Source organism: Allobosea sp. P1_B10, assembly GCF_056406735.1.
In genome coordinates, this window is the sequence record NZ_JBFTZP010000001.1 from 392306 (window position 1) to 409668 (window position 17363).

A 17363-nucleotide genomic window follows, 5' to 3' on the forward strand; every position below is an offset into this window, starting at 1 on the left:
GAGGTGGCTATGGGATGGGCCACGGTTCAGACGCGAGGTCGAACTGAACACCGTTCAAAAAGGATGCTAGCCGACGTTCTAGCTCCGCTCCCGGCCCGGATTTGCGCCATATTTTTGCGATTACCGGGCATCGCGCGAAAAACAGCCCATCAATTAAAGGCTGACCTCTAGCTCTATCCACGACACGGCATTGTAAACGTCGTTCCCCGCGAATAGAAGCTTCCTTGAGAGCCATCCGCGAACGAAAAATCCCTACTGGGAGGCCCTAAATTGGCGAGCTGATTTGTTCGTGCGTTCTTTATGAAATAATGAACATTGTCGTCGGCTGTGATAACGGGCCTACCCGATGTATCTGTAAACTCGTGATAGTCTCTGCCTACGTTAGTAGCTCTGGAAAATTTCAGCTGTCCAGTACCGGCGTCTACGTATGCAATTATTACATTGTATAAATCACTGCAATTACTTGTTCTGAAGAAAATGCGACGCTCAGAGGTCATGTTATTATAGTCGCACTTCTGTAGCGAAGCAACTTGCTCTAACGTAATTGGCTGGGCATTCCGGACGTCTCGACGTGGATATGACTCGATGCTCATGCGATTTGGTATTCCTGTGTATAGAGGTGCAGGTGGCCAAATTGCACGGAGATTAATGCCGGCGCTTATCAGCGCAGACGCCACTGCTTTTACCTTCTCTATATCGATATCCGGTGAGCATGTGAGTATATTCGAAGGAACTTGCTCCATCGAACGCTGAAACCTGTACGTGAAGTTAGAGTTTGTGAGGGCCTGCTCGACCCTTCCCGCGTCTGCGGCGCGCTTAAAGTAGATTATGTCCATTGACTGTTCGCCAGACGCCGGGCCTGCGCATTCCACTTGCGCCGCAACCAGTAACGTGGAAGCTTGTGAAATGGGATTGAATGCTTTGACATCGCCAGAGGCAGCAAAAATCAACCCCACAACGAATCCGTTGGCGTAAACAGGCCCTCCACTCATCCCGCGCGCCAGACTGACGCTCATCAGCACCTTACCTTCGCTGGCTAGTTCCTCCGCGGATACCTCCCCCCTATTCACTAGTAGAGGTACAGATGCACCTGAAGGATATCCTGCGACGGTAATCGAATGCTCCCTCCTCGGAACAACGCACTTAAGTTTTGGCAATTGAATTTCCGGAACGTCGTCTTCGTCGATTTCAAGCAGGCAATAATCAAGTTGGTTTTCAGTACATTCTCCGAGATTGGAATCTATAAGGTTATCTCGTCCCTTAAATGAAACCTTAATTACATCAGAATCCTTTTTATTATGGAACAAGTGTTTTGCTGTGAGTATATAACCACTGCTGTGTATTAAAAGTCCGCTTCCCTCCTTGAGTAATACTCCACGGGCATCTTCTACTCTTACGTATCCCACACTATCATAGTTATTTGTGGGCGTTTGACCGACGACCGCGCTGCTCAGAAGGAGCGCATAAAAGAATATCGCGATTCGTGTTACTTTCTTGCCCATAGTGAAAATTCTCGCATTGTCATGCTGACAGTAACTTGAACGGCCAAGTCTGAGCAATGTCAAGACGAATTCCTTGTCTGCGAGCTTCGATTACAAGTGAGCACTCAAGCTTCGTCTGGTAACTGCGTTAGGATCAGAAGGGGAAGCGTATGCAACCATCCGCGCGTCGTGCGATGGACCACCCCCCGTTGAGCGGGGGCGTCGGGTGGGTCCATCTCCGCAGAAGATCGCGACGAAGCGCCGAAAGCTTCCAGGTGATCGAAAGCCCTGCAGTGCCCGCTCTCTCGTCGTCGTCAAGGCAGACGCGAATACGCTGTCCGATTGTTGGGGTCCTTATGTGAGCTATGCTCGATCCCCGGCATGAGCTGGCGCTGCGCCGCGCCATAGGAGCCGAGCTTGTCGGTGATTAGACCTTCTTCAGATTCATGAGCACGCCTTCGCGTTTCAGCATGATCGCCAGACGCCGGTAGCCGAACCGGCGGCGCCCGTTGGCAAGCTCCTTGAGGCGCTTTCGAACAGCCGCATCAGCGCCGGTCTTGCGGTCATACTGGAAGCTCGACCGATCTACTCCGATCAGCCCGCAGGCCCGGCGCTCCGAGTAGCCGTGATCGGCGATCACGCGCTCCACCGTCGCAAACCGGTCTGCGGGCGTGATCAGTTTTTTCCCAGCAGATCCTTCAGCACGGCGTTGTCGAGCAACTGCTCGGCCAGAAGCTTCTTCAGCCGACGGTTCTCGTCCTCGAGGGTCCGCAGCCGAGCCGTCTCCGAGGCGGTCATTCCGCCATACTTCGCCTTCCATTTGTAAAGCGTCGCGTCACTGATCCCATGCTTGCGGCACACGTCCTGGGTCTTCACCCCAGCCTCGTGCTCCTTCAGCACCGCAATGATCTTCGCTGAAACGGCTGCGCCGCATGGTCCATCTCGTGTGCGATGGACCCAACTTATCGATGGCAGCAATTCAGGGGAGCACGTCAGTGACCATGCTGACCTAGCGCTGGTTGGTCTTTTAAAGGCCACTGGGGGCGTCGAGGGGTTCGTTTGACAGGACACCTAGGCGGGAGCGCCGAAGGGCCCGTGAGGGGCATTGGAGCCGCTCAAGGGCCTGTGCGAGGGTCGTGGTATTCATCGCTTAGGTGTGTTGCGGCTCTCGCCAAGGAACTGTTTGAAGCCACCCACTTTGCGGGCCGCTAGCAGACGCAAAACGGCAGCCTCTAGCTCGTCGGCAGAAGCGACTTCACCGGATTGGTTCCTACGGATGAGTTCGGAGGCCAGCAGATGGCCCACATAGGCATAGTGGTGGGTCTCATCTTTCATGGGCCGCACTATCGATTCTGGCGAAATGGGCTTTGACGATCTGGCGAATGACGAAGGCCTTGGAACGTGCCAGTTTTTGGGCCTCCAAGGCTACGCTCTGCATGACCTGATCGCCGATTGAGATGGTCAGTCGCTTCATGCCATCAGTCCTTATGCAGGTCGTGCTTTTCGAGAAGCTCGTAAATAGCCTCTTGAATGGCCACCGTGCGGAATTTCGGACCCGGATTTGCGAGAATCTGCTCGATCAACTTCGCAAGATAGGGGTCACATCGGTCGCCCAAAGCGTAAACAATATCTAATATCATGCCTATTTCATATTGTGCAATAATAGAATACGATTTCATCTTTTATCTCCTTTTCTCGTACACTATTATTTGTATAATTCTTATTTTCTCTGGTGATAGACGATGCAGTTAATCTATGGATCACCATCCAAATCAGGAGATGGTTAGACTCTCTAGCCTTACCGAGTGGGTTACACGCTTGCTTGCCCGGAGATTGATCTTATTGCGAGCCTCATCTGTTTTGCAGCCCATAAAATCAAATAGTGATTCACGACCGTGATAGAAACCGCGCTGTCCTAAGATAGCTTTACCCGAGTAAGATATCATACGTGACGCATCCGCCTCTCGCGGGTCAATTGGCGCAACGTAGAACTGTGGATTTGAACCATTCTCCAGATACCTGTTCTTCTGGCCGCAATCCATCTGCCCAACTCTGTCTGCCTCCATGCGAATTGCGCCTTCGAGAAATAGCTCCCTCCAATATGGATGAACTATCACAACAGCATGGATATGAAGATCGGTCATGTCTCTTATATATCGACCCCTTTCCGACCCTGCGCAGTCCACGCAATAATAACCAGAGTGCTGAAATGGGAGATATTTATTTACCTCTGCTCGAGAAGCTATGTATTTGAAGAATCTGAAATTGTGCCTTTCAAAATCCGCCATTAATATTTCCGGATCTTGGGAACCTGAGCGATACGTTATCGTGAATATATTTTCGTAGATATTTTCGCTCAAATTCCACTCTCCATAGTATATTGACTCAATATGCTTTTTGACGCATAATATAAAATCGTTGTTATCTATGTTTTTCTTATAATATGGCTCTATGTTCAACTTTAACACTTTCTCTAATGAAGTACCTACAATAGACATAATAATTCTATCCGGGCGTTTACCGCCGCGACCGCACAAAATATGCGTGCCTGTCAACATTCTGGATGGGGTGGAAAATTATTCAACCAAATAATCAGATTAGAAAATCGCAGACCTAATTTTATTTATCGTTCATCGCCAGAAACTTCACCGAAATTTGATGAAAAACATACCGGTCATGCGGTGCGGTTCTGGCATACTATAAGTATACCTTGGCGTACTTATAAATAGTCTCACGGCTCACATTAAAAAATCGCGCGAGGTCTGACTTGCTCTCTCTCGACTCAAGGCGTGCCTTCAACTCCAATTGTTGAGCGGCGGATAGTGACGGCTTCCTGCCCCTGTACGCACCTTTCGCCTTAGCCAGAGCAATCCCTTCCGCCTGACGCTCACGAATTAGAGCCCTCTCAAATTCGGCGAATGCGCCCATCATCGAGAGGAGCAATGTCGACATGGGAGAATCGTTCCTGCCGGTGAACGTCATTGCCTCCTTGATAAACTCGACCGTCACGCCCTTTCGAGTCAGCTGATCGACAAGGCCCCGTAAATCCAGAAGATTGCGCGCCAAGCGATCCATTGAATGGACGACAACGGTATCGCCTTCACGCACGAAATGAACAAGTTGCTTGAGCTCCGGCCGCTCCGCATCTTTCCCGGAAGCTTGATCTGAAAAAACACGATCAAGCGACACGCCATGCAGCTGCCGTTCGTCATTTTGACCAAACGCGCTGACACGAACGTACCCAACTCTTTGACCGGCCACCAACTCCTCCTTTTTTGTCAGGTTAGAGTCTATAATATTGACTGACAATTGTCAAGAAATATTAGAAAACGACCCTAATCTGACATCGGCGCGCATCCCAATTTAGGGCATACCCAAAAAAGGACGCTCCGCTCCATCCTCGTTGGCTCACTGTGCTTAGGTTACAATCTCTTCTGGTCAGCTTGCCCAAGAGCTGCTGCAGAGCGGAGATGAGACTTGCCCGCCGCATTCTGCTCGATTCAGTCGTCCCCTCTGGACACGGCACGGCAATCAGGCAATGTGCATCGCCCTCCAAATTAGAATCAATATGCCCGGTATGCCTTTTGTCTTTGAGGAAAAAATATGAAGATAAAACGTTTCCGAGGGAGCGAAATTCACGGATACCTTAATTTCGATATCAAATTTCGTGATGATCTGACGTTCCTTACCGGTATAAATGGCGGCGGCAAGACCACTGTCATCAATTCGATTGTTGCGCTGCTAAGCCCTAACATCTCAACGCTATCATCACTTGAGTTTCGAACTATAAGCGTTGAAGTTGAGCATGATAACCGCGAGCTGGTTATAACGGCATCGAAGAAAGACGCGTTTGTAAATCTTTCGACATCAGCCTCTCGCGATCCTATTGTCGTTCAACCATACGTTTTTGATGAGTATGCCCCTCCATATAAGAACGAGGAGGCTGAACGGCTCCATTTTGCCGAGATTCAGGCCGTAAGCGTTGAGCATCCTGTTATGAAGGACATCAACGGTTTGCCGACCCCGATGTTTCTTGATCTCGACCGCAGGTCACGGTCTGTCAATGTCCGCGCCCGGTCGCGGTTCCAGCCCAATTCGGCGACCCGTTCGAAAAACGTGTTTGGCGGCTCGCTGAACCGCAGCCTTATCGAGGCAGAGGTTCTCGCCCAAGAGGAGTTCCGTGACACCTTGGTTAAGGTCTCAGGCATTGAAAAAGCTCTTAGAACAGAACTGATACTGCTGCTCCTACCCACAGAAGAGCAGATGGAATACGGCGCATTAACGATGCCAACAGCTCAGGACCTGCAAAGCATTGCCGATATCAAAAGCAGACTTGACGATCTGCCTCAAATCCTGGCTGTGCCCCGGGAGCGCCTACGTCGGCAGGTTTCTAAATTTCTTCAGTCGATGGAAGATCACTCAAAAGTACTTAAGCAACAGGAACCTTCAGACGATTTCTGGGATAAGATTTCGAATAACTCGATTTTGATGTCAGCTGTGCTTAGTTGGTCATCAAACAAATACCAAATGCGTAAATTTAGTGGCATTGTTTCAAAGGTTGTTGAATTCAACGAAGAGCGCAATAAAATTCGAGCTAAGCTTAGTCAATACGAGATTATGGTCAACCGCTTTCTTGGTGACAATGGCAAACGGATTTATTTTTCTGAACGCGGGGAAATTAAAGTTAGCATTGGCGGCAACGATGATCAACGAGATATCACTTCTCTTTCTTCTGGAGAATCACAGATTTTCGTCATCATTACACACCTGTTTTTCAATCCGTCCGCTCAGAATGCAAATGTTTTCATTATTGATGAGCCGGAGCTTTCTCTTCATGTCCAGTGGCAAGAAATGTTCGTAGATAGCGTGCTTTCGGCAAATCCTAACGTACAGTATATCATGTCGACTCACTCTCCTTCTATCATTCTCGATAGAGTCGTTAATTGCATCGATCTCGATTCAAAGCGAGTTGGAGGAGTGCGTGGTTAAATATTCAGCGCGCGCCGCAAGGGCACTCGGCTTTCTGAAAAGACGATCCAACGACATAGAGGTCTACGTTGAGGATACCTCTTCTGCCAACATGTGGCTTCAGATAATACAGAAAGCATTCGGATCGAACGTCAAACTCACCAGCGTTAACATGCTTGGAAGCAAGAAAAATGTTATTGACGCCTGTTCTATTGATCAGGCTAACGACGGTAGAAGGAAGATTTATCTTGTCGACGGCGATCTGGACCATCTTTGCGGCAAGAAGGTACGGCAGTTAAAATACTTTCATGCTCTCAGGGCCTACTGCATTGAAAATCTGCTTCTGTCAAAAAAAAGGCAATATTGGCGGCTTGCGGAGTGATGTCGGCTACGCAGTCCGCCCAAGATGTCTATGACGTAGTCTGCATTGATAAATGGATCAATGATGCTAAACGTGACTTTGGCAGCCTGTTTTTATTGTATGCAACAGCGCACCACTTCAAAACCGGGCTTGTTACAACAAACTACGGAGTAGGCCGTCTGTGCCAACAGTCAGCTAGACAGATGAAAGTTGATAGATCGAAAATCGCGCTCAGGATTAAAGCTCTTTCTCAGGCCATTATCTCGAAAGTAGGTTTTAAGAAATACAATTCGAGAAGGAAATCTATTAGGAAAAGATTTTCTAAGCTTGATATTTTTAAGCTCATATCAGGTAAAGACTATCTCATTCCGCTGTTGCTATCCCGCTTCAAGAAAACCGCTAACTTCGGCGGAAACACTGATCAATTCAAACTCCTCCTTGCAAGTTATTTTGACTTGTCTTACGAGAAAGGCCTGCATAAATTTTTAAAAAGCGCTTAAGTTCAGCAGCTGTTTTTAAAGAAATAACCCTTTTCTACTTTGATTCGCGTAGAATTTTCCGCCTAGCATATCAGCAATTTCGGGGTTCGCGATATGTCGATAATGCTGGAATATAATTGTAGGCGAGGTTCCCATGTTCGAAGCCAAAGCCTCAATATTAACTCCTCCATATCGAATTCGGAATGTCGCGTACGTGTGCCTAAGGCTGTATATCGTCCTGTCCTTCCCGAAGCGGTCTTTTAGCAAGTTAGATTTCATTAAAACGGATTTGAAGGTTTTCCCGAAGTTCTCAATTTTATTTCCCGCGCGGTCCGAAAATATTAGGTCATTTTCGTCAGTTCGATTGCTGGAAGCCTTAATCCGCTCGAGGAGCGTAGGCGCGTTTCGGAGTGGGATGCATTCCCGTGCACCGGTTTTGGTCTGGGGGTTGACATAGATGATGACGTGGGCATTTCCGTTGTCGTCTTGGTGAGGCGTCACGTCCTTCCACCTCAATTGCCTAGCCTCATTCGGCCGGAGGCCACTTGAGGCCATAAACATCACGTAATTTCGGAGCATCTCGCGCTGCCAGCGGTGCAGTTCATGAGGACCTTTCTTGGGTGTCACTCCCTCCTCTGGAGCTCCCTCTTTGACCCAGACTCTCAGGAATCTGTACAGTGCCTTCCATTCCTCAAGTTCAAAAGCGGGACGACGCTCGGTTCCCTTCCCGATTTTGACCCTCGGCGGTTTCAAATTCGGGAGCCGGTTTATGATACCGTTTCGGTGCGCCCAACTTAGCACTTGACCAAGGACTGTTTTTTCCATGTCCAACGTCTTTTGCGCGGGTTTTTTCGCAACGTTGCCCAGTTTCTGCTTGTATGGCCTAGCCTTCGTTGTGCGTGTTTTCGCAGCCTTATCGATTTTGGCTTGGCCTTCATCCGAAGCCCAATAGCCTATCCGCCAGTCCCAGTAGGCGCTGATGAGCTTGTCATTGATCTCGCCGACCTGCTTTGAGCCCATGAAAGGGATCAGATAGCGGTTCGCTGTTCCGATAATGTATCGCTTGCGGTGCTCGGATAGGCCTTGCTGATGAGTACGGAGCCAGCGATCCCAGATGCTACGAAACGTCTGGACGCCGATGCTCTCCCCATGGCGGACCTTGTAGCGAAGATCGTCATAGAGGTTCTCAGCGAACTCTCGCGCTCTATCGAGCGAGCGCTCTTTTGTGGATTTCGTCACATAATCGTCGACACCGTCTACCGATAGGCGGGCATGGAAGACTCCTCCGTCTTTGCGAGTGTAGAGAACAATCCGCCCATCTCGGAACACGTGTTTGTTCTCGTATGCCATCGCGTTTCCGCCATTCCTTATCTGGTCGCGTCAACGCGATGCCGAATGTTGAAACTGGAAGCTTCGAGACGTCAAGGCGTTACAAGGATCGTGTCAAACGGAAAAGGGGGTTGGCATTTCTGCCAACCCCCTGAAAAACAACCGCTTTTCGAGCGTTTGTTTAGCGCTTCGAGAACTGGAAGCTGCGGCGGGCCTTGGCCTTACCGAACTTCTTACGCTCGACGACACGCGAGTCGCGGGTCAGGAAGCCACCCTTCTTGAGCGGGCTGCGAAGCTCGGGCTCGAAGAAGGTCAGCGCCTTGGAGATGCCGTGACGAACCGCACCGGCCTGGCCGGAGAGGCCGCCGCCCTTGACCGTGACGACGACGTCGTACTGGGTCAGGCGCTCGACGAGGATCAGCGGCTGCTGCAGAACCATGCGGAGCACGGGACGTGCGAAGTAGACTTCCTGATCACGGGTGTTGACCGTGATCTTGCCGGTGCCCGGCTTGATCCAGACGCGGGCGATGGCGTTCTTGCGCTTGCCGGTGGCATAGGCGCGGCCCTGGGCGTCGACCTTCTTGACGTGGACGGGAGCATCCGGCTGCGCGGTCTTGGCGACCTGGCCGAGCTGCTCGAGAGACTGGAGAACCTCTGCCATGATCAGACCCTCGCATTCTTGCGGTTGAGCGCGGCGACGTCGAGCGCCTCCGGCGACTGGGCTGCGTGGGGATGCTCAGCGCCCTTGTAGACGCGCAGATTGCCGAGGATCTGGCGGAACAGCGGGCCGCGGGGCAGCATGCGCTCGACAGCCTTCTCGACGATCCGCTCGGGGAAGCGACCTTCGAGAATGAACTTGGCGGAGCGCTCCTTGATGCCGCCGGCGAAACCGGTGTGGTGATAATAGACCTTCTGGTCGCGCTTGCGGCCAGTCAGGACGATCTTATCGGCATTGATGACGATGATATTGTCGCCGCAGTCGACATGGGGAGTGTAGGCAGCCTTGTGCTTGCCACGCAGACGCAACGCCACAACTGCGGCGAGACGGCCGACGACGAGCCCGGAGGCGTCGATCACAACCCATTTCTTTTCGACATCGGCGGGCTTGAGCGAGATGGTCTTCATCGCGGCACCCCTTCGGTGGCTTGAGAGAAAATGACAAGCCGCCGGAGACCGGCGGCGATGTGAGGTGGGGACTAAGGGGCAGGTGGCGGGTTGTCAAGCATGACAATAAGCGCCAGATCCCGAAAAACGCATTGTTTTCAGCGAAATGCGCAAAACGGTATTTAGATACCGCATCTTTTTTCGTCCTCCGCGACCAGGATCCTCCCGACCGACCTCGCGCACGGTCATCAGGAACGGCTCATGGCCCGCCGAAGAGCGCGTGCGCCCAGCGTGGCACACCGAGGAATCACGGACCTGGCCCTAGCGATCGGCTGGAATCGAATAGGTCCCCGTCGCGTGGCAGACCATTTCGCTCTCGCCTTGAGAGAACAGCGAGACCTCTCCGACTGCCAGCCTTTTGCCGAGCTTCAGCAGCCGGGCCTCCCCGATCAGCGCCGCCTGCCCGGGCTTACGCAGGAAATTGTAGTTGAGGCTCGTCGTGACGGCGAGGCCGACGGGACCGATCTGGGCCAAGATCGCGACATAGAGCGCGAGATCGGCCAGTGCCATCATGGTGGGGCCCGAGATCGTCCCGCCCGGCCGCAGGTGCCGCTCGTGATAGTCGCAGCGCATCCGCGCCGTCATCGGGCCAACCTCTTCGACGAAGTAGGTGCGTCCGCCATGATGGATCTGCGGGAAGACCTGATCGAGATAGGCCTCTACCTCGGAGGCGGTCATGCGGGTCGTCATGGGAGCGCGAACTCGAAGCTGATCGGACATGGCTCCTCTTGCAGCATGACGGCCGCGCCCCGACAATGCGTCTAAATGCGAAAGGCCTTGCCATGAATGCCCATGCCCGCACCGAATCCGCGCCCATCCTGTTGCGCGAGGACCATGACGGCGTCGCGACCCTGACGCTCAACCGGCCCGCCTCGCGCAACCCATTGAGTGAGGCGATGCTGGCGGCGCTAAGCGAGAGCTTTGCGTCCATCGCCGCCGACAGCTCAGTACGGGCCGTGGTGCTGTCAGCGGGCGGGCCCGTGTTCTCCGCGGGGCACGACTTGAAGGAGATGAGCGCGCATCGGGCCGATGCCGACCGGGGCCGCGCCTATTTCGCAGATGTTCTCGGGAGATGCTCGGCCGTGATGCAGCAGATCACCGCCCTGCCCCAACCTGTCATCGCTGCGGTGGAAGGCACGGCGACCGCCGCCGGCTGCCAACTGGTGGCAAGCTGCGACCTCGCCGTGGCCGGCGCAGCGGCGAAATTCTGTACGCCGGGCGTTCATATCGGCCTGTTCTGCTCGACACCGATGGTCGCGCTATCGCGCAACCTTTCGGCCAAGCACGCGCTGGAGATGCTGCTGCTCGGAGAGATGGTGCCTGCCACGGAGGCGTCCCGGATGGGACTGGTCAACCGGGTGGTACCGGCTGGCGAGGCGCTGGCAGAGGCGCAGCGGCTGGCCGGCGTCATCGCCTCGAAATCGCCAGCCACGGTCAAGATCGGCAAGCGCGCCTTCTACGAACAGCGCGAGATGGGCTTGAGCGCGGCCTATGACCACGCCTCGGCGATCATGGCCGAGAACATGCTCGCGCGCGACGCGGAGGAAGGCATCGGCGCCTTCATGGAGAAGCGGGCGCCGGTCTGGGAGGGTTGAGTTGCGACGGGGCTTGCGCCTCAGCGGTTCGTGTCCTTGCGCTCCATCCAGCGGATGAGCGGCAGCAGCGGCAGGACCCAGGCCAGGCCCAGGGCGACATAGGCGACTGTCTGCCATATCTTCGGCGCCTCGGTGATGCGCCCCTGCGCCAGCGCCATCGCGACGAGCGCGTAAACGCAGACGAAGACCAGGATCACGACGGTGCCGATCAGCTTGCGGTGGCTCTGGGTCATGGCGATCTCCGCCGCGGCTGCGGCAATGCGGACGTTGTCGCGTTTTTGCGAGCGGTCTATCTGTCACCGCCAAAGGCGCTTGTGAAGCGCGTAAGATGCGACCGAAGGCCCCGGCCCAGTGACCACAGCCCTGAATCACGCCCTCCCCACGATGAAAAGCGCCGCGAGCCATGCCGGCATCCGCCGCTGGCTCTGGATCGTAGCGGCGCTCGTCTTCCTGATGATCGTCGTCGGCGGCGCGACGCGGCTGACCGGCTCCGGGCTCTCGATCACCGAATGGAAGCCGATCACCGGCGCCCTGCCCCCTCTCTCGGCCGAAGTCTGGGCGAGCGAGTTCGAGAAGTACCGCGCCAGCCCCCAATACCAGTTGCTGAACGCCGGCATGAGCCTGGGCGAGTTCCAGTTCATCTACTGGTGGGAATGGGGCCACCGCCAGCTCGGCCGTTTCATCGGCTTCGTGTTCCTTGCCGGGTTCCTGGTCATTGCCGCGCGACGCCTCCTGCCGTGGCGCCAGACGCTCACGATCTTCGCCATGGGGCTGCTGCTCGGCCTGCAGGGCGCGATCGGCTGGATCATGGTCGCGTCGGGGCTCGAACCCGGCATGGTCGCCGTCGCGCCGGTCAAGCTGACATTGCACCTGACTTTTGCGGGCCTGTTCTTCGCCTCGGTCGTCGCCTTCGCGACCTGGCTGACGCCGCCCCGCCGGACCGAGCCGGCGCGAGCGCGTGGCGTGGCGTGGCTGCTAATGGCGCTGACCTTCATACAGATCGCGCTCGGAGGACTGGTGGCGGGCTCCAAGGCCGGCTTCACCTATAACAGCTGGCCGCTGATGGATGGCGCGCTGGTGCCCGGCGCCGACACGCTGTTTGCGAAGACGCCCTTCTGGGAGAATTTCGTCGATAACCTCGCGCTGGTGCAGTTCAATCACCGGATCGGCGCCTATGTGCTGCTGGGCGTCGCGCTCTGGCATGGAGCCGCGCTGCGCCGCGCCGCGCCGGGCTCAGGTGGTGCGAAGCGGGCGACCGCGATTGCGGGCATGACAGTCGCACAGGCGGCACTGGGCATCGTCACGCTGCTGCTGGTGGTGCCGGTCTGGGCTGGTCTCGCGCATCAGGCTCTCGCCTTCGCCGTGCTGGCGATGACCGTGGTCCATGTGACGCGCAGTTCGGCGTCGTAGCGCACCCCGTCATTGCGAGCGTAAGCGAAGCAATCCAGCAGCGACAGAGCGCTACGTCCTCCTGGATTGCTTCGCTCCGCTCGCAATGACGCTGGAGGTTTTGGCTCAGCCCAGCGCCTGGTCGAGATCGTCGATGAGGTCGGCGACGTCTTCCAGACCGATCGAGAGGCGCACCACCTCCGGACCCGCGCCCGAGGCGGTCTTCTGCGCGTCGGTGAGTTGGCGATGGGTGGTCGAGGCCGGGTGGATCACCAGCGAACGGGTGTCGCCGATATTGGCCAGATGCGAGAACAGCTTCAGGTCCGAGACCAGCTTCACGCCGGCGTCGTAGCCGCCCTTCAGGCCGATTGTCATGACCGCGCCGCCACCCTTGGGCGAATAGCGCTGGGCAAGCTCGTAATATTTGGTGCCCGGCAGGCTGGCATAGCTGACCCACTCGATCGCGGGGTGCGTCGAGAGGTGCTTGGCGACGGCGAGCGCATTCTCGCAATGGCGCTGCATGCGCAGCGGCAGGGTCTCGATGCCGGTCAGGATCATGAAGGCGTTAAAGGGCGAGAGCGCCGGGCCCATGTCGCGCAGGCCGAGCACGCGGGTGGCGATGGCGAAGGCGAAATTGCCAAAGGTCTCGCCCAGGATCATGCCGTTATATTCCGGCCGCGGCTTGGACAGCATGGGGTAGCGCTCGTCGCCGACCCAGTTGAACGAGCCGCCGTCGACGATGATGCCGGCGACCGAATTGCCGTGCCCGCCGAGGAACTTCGTGGCCGAGTGCACCACGATGTCGGCGCCATGCTCGAAGGGACGGATCAGGTAGGGGCTCGCCATCGTGTTGTCGACGATGAGCGGGATGTTGTGCTTCTTGGCGATCGCCGCGATGCCGGCGATATCGACCACGACGCCGCCGGGGTTGGCGATGGACTCGATGAAGATTGCCTTGGTCTTGGGCGTCACCGCCGCGGCAAAGCTCTCGAGATCGTCGGAATCGGCCCAGATCACGCTCCAGCCAAAGTTCTTGTAGGAGTGGTTGAATTGGTTGATCGAGCCGCCATAGAGCTTCTTGGCGGCAACGAACTCGTCGCCCGGCTGCATCAGCGCATGGAAGCAGAGGAACTCGGCGGCGTGGCCCGAGGCCACAGCAAGCGCTGCTGTGCCACCTTCCAGGGCCGCAACACGCTCCTCGAGCACGGCGTTGGTCGGGTTGCCGATGCGGGAATAGATGTTGCCGAACGCCTGCAGGCCGAAGAGCGAGGCGGCGTGATCGACGTCGTCGAAGACGAAACTTGTGGTCTGGTAGATCGGCGTCGCGCGCGCGCCGGTCGCTGCGTCAGGGGCCGCACCGGCATGGATGGCGAGCGTGCTGAAACCCGGTGCGCGATCTGACATGATGTTCCCTCGATATTCTGGTTGCAAGACAGGCGTTCGTTTTATCGAACGACCCGTTCGCCGTCAATTCAAGGGCGCGGCGCCAGTTCGGGGCCAATATGCTCGGGCCTGACCCCCATGCCGACGAGCCGGGCCGGGATCCGGCGCAGCAGAGGAAACCATTTCAGCAGGCCTATCGCGAAAGGCGGCTTGACTGGCGTGGTGCCCGTCAGCAATGGCGAGATCACCCGGTTCTGGATGGCGATCTGCATCGACTGTGTCATCCGCGTCGGAAACATCCGGCGCTCCTGCACGGCGGCAAGGTCTGCGTCCGACACGCGCCTTTCGCGCAGCGGCCTCGCCAGGAGGTTGGCGGTTGCGACTGCGTCCTGGATCGCGAGGTTCACGCCGACGCCGCCAATCGGCGACATCGCGTGCGCGGCGTCTCCGATGCAGAGCAGCCGCGGCTTCCACCAGCGCTCCAGCCGGTCGACCGCCACCGAAAGCAGCTTGACGTCGTCCCAGCTTGCCAACTCCCCGACGCGATCGGCAATCATCGGCGAAAGCGCGACGAGATCGCGCCGGAACACATCCAGTCCGGCCGCCCGCATGCGTTCGAGCGAGCCCTTGGGAATGACGAAGGCGCACTGCCAGTAGTCGGTGCGGTTAAGCATGACCATGAAGCGGCCCTGCGCGATCTGGCCAAAGGTCTGGTTGTCGTCGGTCGGCCGGCGCGACAGGCGAAACCACAGCACATCCATGGGCGCGCCCAGCGTCGTGACGGCGAAGCCAGCGGCCTTGCGGATGTCGGAACTGCGGCCGTCAGCAGCCACGACCAGATCGGCCATGATCGCGATCTCGCCATCGGGCGTCTGCGCCTTGAGGCCGGTGACGCGGCCGCCCTGCTCGATCGGCTCTAGCCCCTTCGCGTTCATCAGCAAGCGAAAGCGCGGGATCTCGCGGCCGCGATCGGCGAGGAAATCGAGGAAATCCCATTGCGGCATGAAGGCGACATAGGGCGCCTTGACCGGCAGATGGCTGAAATCGGCGATGGTAATGGCATCATTGCCGAAGCGCGCGACGATATCGTCTTCCTTGGTGTGCGGCAGCTTCAGGAACTCATCGAGAAGCCCAAGCTCGTGCATCAACTGAAGCGTGGAGGGATGGATTGTGTCGCCGCGGAAATCGCGCAGGAAGTCGGCGTGCTTTTCGAGGACGACGACATCGACACCGGCGCGCGCCAGCAGGAATCCAAGCATCATCCCGGCGGGGCCGCCGCCGGCGATGCAGCAGGTGGTGGTCAAGGTTTCCATCATCGTCCCCTCGACATTACGTCATTGCGAGCGAAGCGAAGCAATCCAACATCGTAGAGCGCTACGCCCCCTGGATTGCTTCGCTCGCGCTCGCAATGACGGAGAAGCGCTCACGTACCCGGCCGGTGGATCGTCAGCTTCTGAAAACCCTTTCCGGCGAGAACCGGCTTCTTGGAGGAAAGTATCCTCGAATTGATGCCCTGCCAGCCGATCTCGCCGGAGAGACGGCCATATTCGATCTTCGGGCAGCGATTCATGATCACGGTGACGCCCTTCGCCTCGGCCCGTGCGGCGGCTTCGTCGTTGCGCACCGAAAGCTGCATCCAGATCACCTTCGGCAAGGGATCGAGCGCCAGGGCTTCATCGGTGATCGGCCCGGCGGCTTCCGAATTGCGGAAGATCTCGACCATGTCGATCGCGCCGGGGATGTCCCTTAGCGAGGCATAGACGGTCTTGCCGAGCAGCGTCTGCCCCGCCAGGCCAGGGTTGACCGGCACGACGTCATAGCCGCGATCGAGCAGGTACTTCGTCACGATCCAGCTCGGACGCGCCTCGCTCGCGGAGGCGCCGACCAGCGCGATACGCTTCACGCTCTTCAGGATCTCGCGGATCAGGCTGTCGGCATAGGCATCGTGGTTCATCGGGAAGATCCGGCAGTGCCGCAAGGGCGTGGCTGTCGCCCTTTGCTACGCCGATCGCAATCTGCGGGAAAGCCCTGCCGGCGCGGGGACGACCGCGCTCACGCGAGGTTGAGCCGCCGCCCCCGGTTCCAGAACAGGAACGGCAAGCCCGACAACAGCGCCCGCACCGCAGCCTCGCTCTGGTGGTATCCGTTGAGGGAGACACGCGGCAGAGCCTGCAGATGCGTCGCGTGATCCGAGAAAAGGTGGCCCGGACGCGTCGTCACCGCGCTGGTAAAGCCGGCCTCATCTGCAAACGCGAATTCGCGGGGGCCGGCCGCGGTGGGATCGCCGACCGGGTAGGCGAAATGGCGGATGGGCGTATCCAGCTCCGTTTCGAGGCGCAGCTTGCTCGCAACGATCTCCTCGCGCGCAAAGTCGGCATCGTGCTTGGCGAGCATGGGGTGGGTCATCGTATGGGCGCCGATGGTGACCCCGGGTGCGCCGGCCAGAGCGCGCAGCGTCTCCCAGGGCAGGCACTCGCGCTCGACGAGCGCTGCAGAGTCGATGCCGGCGTGCTGGATGAGTTCGGAAATCGCCGCGAGTAGAATCGCTTCCGGCTGGTTGCGCAGACGCCAGTAGAGCGTGTCGAACGCTCGCAGCTTCTCGGTGTCGCTTTCGGTGCGGGCCGAAAAGACCCCATCGGGAAGCGCGAGCGAGATGGCCGGCAGGGCCCGGATGACCTCCTCCAGTTCGAGCCACCAGAGCCGGGCGCTGCGGTCGGCAAAGCCAGGCGTCACGAACAGCGTCCAGGGCGCGTTATGCTTCGCGAGCACCGGCCAGGCATGATCGAGATTGTCGCGATAGCCGTCATCGAAGGTCAGGGCCACGAAGAAGCGTCCGGGCCTGGGGTCGGTCAGGCGGGAGACGGCTTCGTCCAGCGAGACGATATCGTAGCCCTCGGCCCTGATCAGGCTTAGCGTCGCGTCGAGGAATTCCGGCGTGATCTCCAGCAGGCGGTTGGGCTGGAAACCTTCGGCGGCAGCGGGCCGCACATGGTGCAGCGTCAGTATCATGCCTGCCCCCTGCGCGAGCCCCCTGCCCCAGCGGTCGGCGCCGGTCAAAGCGATCGCCTTGAAGATGGCGGAGAAGGCTTTGTGACGCAGGCTCATCCGACCTTCCGCAGCAACCGCTCGCTAACGCTGTTTGCCGATCCTCCGGCCATCGGCTGTGATCTTGACCGCTCTGTTCACAATGGCGGGTTAAGGACTGGCGATCCGG

Annotated in this window: 20 protein-coding genes and 1 pseudogene; 5 read left to right on the forward strand and 16 right to left on the reverse strand. The window is 57.1% G+C overall.

Annotation, left to right across the window (positions count from 1 at the left end):
- Positions 1-173 precede the first annotated feature (173 nt).
- The 7 genes and pseudogenes from AC1D2L_RS01840 to AC1D2L_RS01870 form a co-directional block, all read right to left on the reverse strand.
- Positions 174-1502, reverse strand: coding sequence for a S1 family peptidase (locus AC1D2L_RS01840; RefSeq protein WP_476844100.1), 1329 nt, complete (start codon positions 1500-1502; stop codon positions 174-176).
- Between the two features lie 409 nt (positions 1503-1911).
- Positions 1912-2415, reverse strand: a pseudogene (locus tag AC1D2L_RS01845) (transposase); the annotation flags it as partial.
- A gap of 209 nt (positions 2416-2624) precedes the next feature.
- A complete protein-coding gene (locus tag AC1D2L_RS01850) occupies positions 2625-2816 on the reverse strand; it encodes a hypothetical protein (protein ID WP_476844101.1) in 192 nt (63 codons plus the stop codon).
- Entirely contained in the window at positions 2806-2955 is a 150-nt protein-coding gene (locus AC1D2L_RS01855) for a hypothetical protein (protein WP_476844102.1), read from the reverse strand. The genes AC1D2L_RS01850 and AC1D2L_RS01855 overlap by 11 nt, the downstream gene beginning before the upstream one ends.
- Positions 2956-2959: 4 nt before the next feature.
- Positions 2960-3160, reverse strand: a complete 201-nt coding sequence (locus AC1D2L_RS01860) for a hypothetical protein (RefSeq protein WP_476844103.1) — start codon at positions 3158-3160, stop codon at positions 2960-2962.
- Between the two features lie 93 nt (positions 3161-3253).
- On the reverse strand, positions 3254-3979 hold the full coding sequence (locus tag AC1D2L_RS01865; RefSeq protein WP_476844104.1) for a hypothetical protein: 726 nt from the start codon (positions 3977-3979) through the stop codon (positions 3254-3256).
- A gap of 199 nt (positions 3980-4178) precedes the next feature.
- The gene (locus tag AC1D2L_RS01870; RefSeq protein WP_476844105.1) at positions 4179-4742 is read right to left on the reverse strand and encodes a recombinase family protein; all 564 of its coding nucleotides are present in this window, start codon (positions 4740-4742) and stop codon (positions 4179-4181) included.
- 342 nt (positions 4743-5084) lie between these two features.
- Between AC1D2L_RS01870 and AC1D2L_RS01875 the strand changes: the two genes are divergently transcribed.
- Genes AC1D2L_RS01875 through AC1D2L_RS01885 form a run of 3 tightly spaced genes read left to right on the forward strand, consistent with a single transcriptional unit; the run spans position 5085 to position 7310 of the window.
- Positions 5085-6470, forward strand: coding sequence for an AAA family ATPase (locus AC1D2L_RS01875; protein ID WP_476844106.1), 1386 nt, complete (start codon positions 5085-5087; stop codon positions 6468-6470).
- Positions 6463-6831, forward strand: a complete 369-nt coding sequence (locus AC1D2L_RS01880) for a DUF4435 domain-containing protein (RefSeq protein WP_476844107.1) — start codon at positions 6463-6465, stop codon at positions 6829-6831. Before AC1D2L_RS01875 ends, AC1D2L_RS01880 begins: the two co-directional genes overlap by 8 nt.
- Positions 6831-7310 carry a hypothetical protein gene (locus tag AC1D2L_RS01885; protein WP_476844108.1) on the forward strand — a complete coding sequence of 160 codons (480 nt, stop codon included), beginning with the start codon at positions 6831-6833 and terminating at the stop codon, positions 7308-7310. The genes AC1D2L_RS01880 and AC1D2L_RS01885 overlap by 1 nt, the downstream gene beginning before the upstream one ends.
- A 15-nt stretch (positions 7311-7325) precedes the next feature.
- On the opposite strand, the gene AC1D2L_RS01890 is transcribed toward AC1D2L_RS01885, so the two are convergent.
- The 4 genes from AC1D2L_RS01890 to AC1D2L_RS01905 form a co-directional block, all read right to left on the reverse strand.
- The gene (locus tag AC1D2L_RS01890) at positions 7326-8639 is read right to left on the reverse strand and encodes a tyrosine-type recombinase/integrase (protein ID WP_476844109.1); all 1314 of its coding nucleotides are present in this window, start codon (positions 8637-8639) and stop codon (positions 7326-7328) included.
- A gap of 160 nt (positions 8640-8799) precedes the next feature.
- Positions 8800-9279 (reverse strand): 30S ribosomal protein S9, encoded by a 480-nt coding sequence (gene rpsI / locus AC1D2L_RS01895; RefSeq protein WP_476844110.1) that lies wholly within the window; start codon positions 9277-9279, stop codon positions 8800-8802.
- A gap of 2 nt (positions 9280-9281) precedes the next feature.
- Positions 9282-9743, reverse strand: a complete 462-nt coding sequence (gene rplM, locus AC1D2L_RS01900) for a 50S ribosomal protein L13 (protein WP_476844111.1) — start codon at positions 9741-9743, stop codon at positions 9282-9284.
- A gap of 300 nt (positions 9744-10043) precedes the next feature.
- The gene (locus AC1D2L_RS01905; protein WP_476844112.1) at positions 10044-10460 is read right to left on the reverse strand and encodes a PaaI family thioesterase; all 417 of its coding nucleotides are present in this window, start codon (positions 10458-10460) and stop codon (positions 10044-10046) included.
- Between the two features lie 104 nt (positions 10461-10564).
- On the opposite strand from AC1D2L_RS01905, the gene AC1D2L_RS01910 reads away from it, so the two are divergent.
- Positions 10565-11377, forward strand: a complete 813-nt coding sequence (locus tag AC1D2L_RS01910) for an enoyl-CoA hydratase (protein WP_476844113.1) — start codon at positions 10565-10567, stop codon at positions 11375-11377.
- Between the two features lie 20 nt (positions 11378-11397).
- On the opposite strand, the gene AC1D2L_RS01915 is transcribed toward AC1D2L_RS01910, so the two are convergent.
- Positions 11398-11610: a DUF2842 domain-containing protein gene (locus AC1D2L_RS01915; protein WP_476844114.1), complete on the reverse strand. Its 213-nt coding sequence runs from the start codon at positions 11608-11610 to the stop codon at positions 11398-11400.
- Positions 11611-11761: 151 nt separating this feature from the next.
- Here AC1D2L_RS01915 and AC1D2L_RS01920 point away from each other — a divergent pair, with 151 nt between their 5' ends.
- The gene (locus AC1D2L_RS01920; RefSeq protein WP_476844656.1) at positions 11762-12787 is read left to right on the forward strand and encodes a COX15/CtaA family protein; all 1026 of its coding nucleotides are present in this window, start codon (positions 11762-11764) and stop codon (positions 12785-12787) included.
- A gap of 105 nt (positions 12788-12892) precedes the next feature.
- Here the strand turns inward: AC1D2L_RS01920 and AC1D2L_RS01925 are convergent, their stop codons facing one another.
- From AC1D2L_RS01925 to AC1D2L_RS01940, 4 genes are all read right to left on the reverse strand, one after another.
- Positions 12893-14170 (reverse strand): O-acetylhomoserine aminocarboxypropyltransferase, encoded by a 1278-nt coding sequence (locus AC1D2L_RS01925; protein ID WP_476844115.1) that lies wholly within the window; start codon positions 14168-14170, stop codon positions 12893-12895.
- Between the two features lie 68 nt (positions 14171-14238).
- A complete protein-coding gene (locus AC1D2L_RS01930) occupies positions 14239-15462 on the reverse strand; it encodes an FAD-dependent oxidoreductase (protein WP_476844116.1) in 1224 nt (407 codons plus the stop codon).
- Between the two features lie 110 nt (positions 15463-15572).
- Positions 15573-16103, reverse strand: coding sequence for a CoA-binding protein (locus tag AC1D2L_RS01935; protein ID WP_476844117.1), 531 nt, complete (start codon positions 16101-16103; stop codon positions 15573-15575).
- Between the two features lie 98 nt (positions 16104-16201).
- Complete coding sequence (locus AC1D2L_RS01940) at positions 16202-17254, reverse strand: polysaccharide deacetylase family protein (protein ID WP_476844118.1); 1053 nt, start codon at positions 17252-17254, stop codon at positions 16202-16204.
- Positions 17255-17363: the final 109 nt, after the last annotated feature.